Consider the following 1,602-nt stretch of genomic DNA (forward strand, 5'->3'; position numbering starts at 1 on the left):
TTTTCTTTGTGCGCCCGGCAGGGCGCACCTGCTAGGAGGTGAAAGTCCTCTGCTCACCCGGCAAGGGGAAGAGCTAGCCAGAGGCAAGGGCGACTCGGGTGACTGGTGGTCTGGAGGAAGCCCGAGGCAAAACGCTGGCCTGACGAACAGGAAGCGGATACGAGGCGACGTGTTGGGGTGAGGCAGCAAAGAAGGCCAAAGCCCAGTACTTGCACGGAACGACACGGCGTATATCCGACAGGCATAAGCGGGAAGGCCGGTGCGTCATACCCGGGGAGATCTCGCCTTGTGGGTGAAAGCCCGACGGTGTGAACCGGAGCGAGAAGTCAGCCGAGGCCATAGTAGGTGCGGAATGACCGAAGGGCCGAACATGAGAGACCGCGATTAGGACGGCAGGACCTCGATGATCGACGACGAAGCAGAAGCCCGGGGAACCGGGGCCAAGGGCCAAGAGGCGGGACGGTATCCCGTGGGTAGGCCGTGTGGTGCCGAGTCGGTCACGGCGGCGGCCGGGCAAACGAAAGCGGAGGTGTCACGGCTGATGGAAGCCGTGATCGAGCGCAGCAACGTGTGGTCGGCGTATCAGAAAGTGGTCCGCAACGGTGGCGCACCGGGGGTCGATGGCCTGACGGTGGGATCGTTCAAGGACTGGCTGAAAATGCACTGGCCCACGGTGAGGGCGGCCCTGCTGGATGGCAGCTATCTGCCATCGGCGGTACGCGCGGTGGACATTCCCAAGCCCTCGGGTGGGGTACGGACACTGGGCATCCCGACGGTGCTGGATCGGCTGATCCAGCAGGCGCTGTTGCAGGTTCTTCAACCGATCGTCGAGCCGACGTTCTCCGCATCGAGCTACGGCTTCCGGCCGGGGCGCAGTGCCCATCAAGCGCTACGCGCGGCCAGGCACTATGTGCAGGACGGCCGCGCGTGGGTGGTGGATATGGACTTGGAGAAGTTCTTCGACCGGGTGAACCACGACATTCTGATGTCGCGGGTGGCCCGGCACGTCAACGACGAACGGGTGCTCAAGCTGATCCGGCGTTATCTGGAAGCGGGTCTGATGCGTGACGGGGTGGAAGCGGCGCGGAGCACGGGGACGCCGCAAGGCGGCCCGCTGTCGCCGTTGCTGTCCAACATCCTGCTCACGGACTGGGATCGCGAACTGGAGAAACGCGGACACGCGTTCTGTCGCTATGCGGATGACTGCAACATCTATGTTCGCAGCGAAGCGGCAGGGCAACGCGTGATGGCCGCCATGAAGGTGTTCCTGGAAACGCGCCTGAAGTTGCAGGTCAATGCAGCCAAGAGCGCGTGCGCGCGGCCGTGGAAGCGGTCGTTTCTGGGTTATACCCTGACCCGCGCCGGTGGTGGTCGAATCCGGTTCAACGTCACGCCGCAAAGCGTGGCCCGCCTGACCGGCCGCGTGCGTGAACTGCTGCGGCAGGGGCGCGGGCGCAGCCTGACCCATACCATCGAGACACTGAACCCGGTGCTTCGAGGATGGACGGGCTACTTCCAGCTCAGCGAGAGCAAGGTGATGTGGAAGAACCTCGACGGATGGTTGCGGCGTCGGCTGCGTTGTCTGCTATGGCGACAGGCCAA

1 protein-coding gene is annotated in these 1,602 nt (G+C 64.0%); it reads left to right on the plus strand.

Annotated elements, in window-relative coordinates; translation table 11 throughout:
* Positions 1-529: 529 nt before the first annotated feature.
* The coding region (ltrA, locus tag AB7849_RS19460) for a group II intron reverse transcriptase/maturase (RefSeq protein WP_369501565.1) at positions 530-1,602 on the plus strand (1,073 nt) is incomplete at its 3' end.

Origin of the sequence: Rhodanobacter sp. FW021-MT20 (assembly GCF_041107475.1) — a bacterium.
GTDB classification, from domain to species: Bacteria; Pseudomonadota; Gammaproteobacteria; order Xanthomonadales; family Rhodanobacteraceae; genus Rhodanobacter_A; species Rhodanobacter_A glycinis.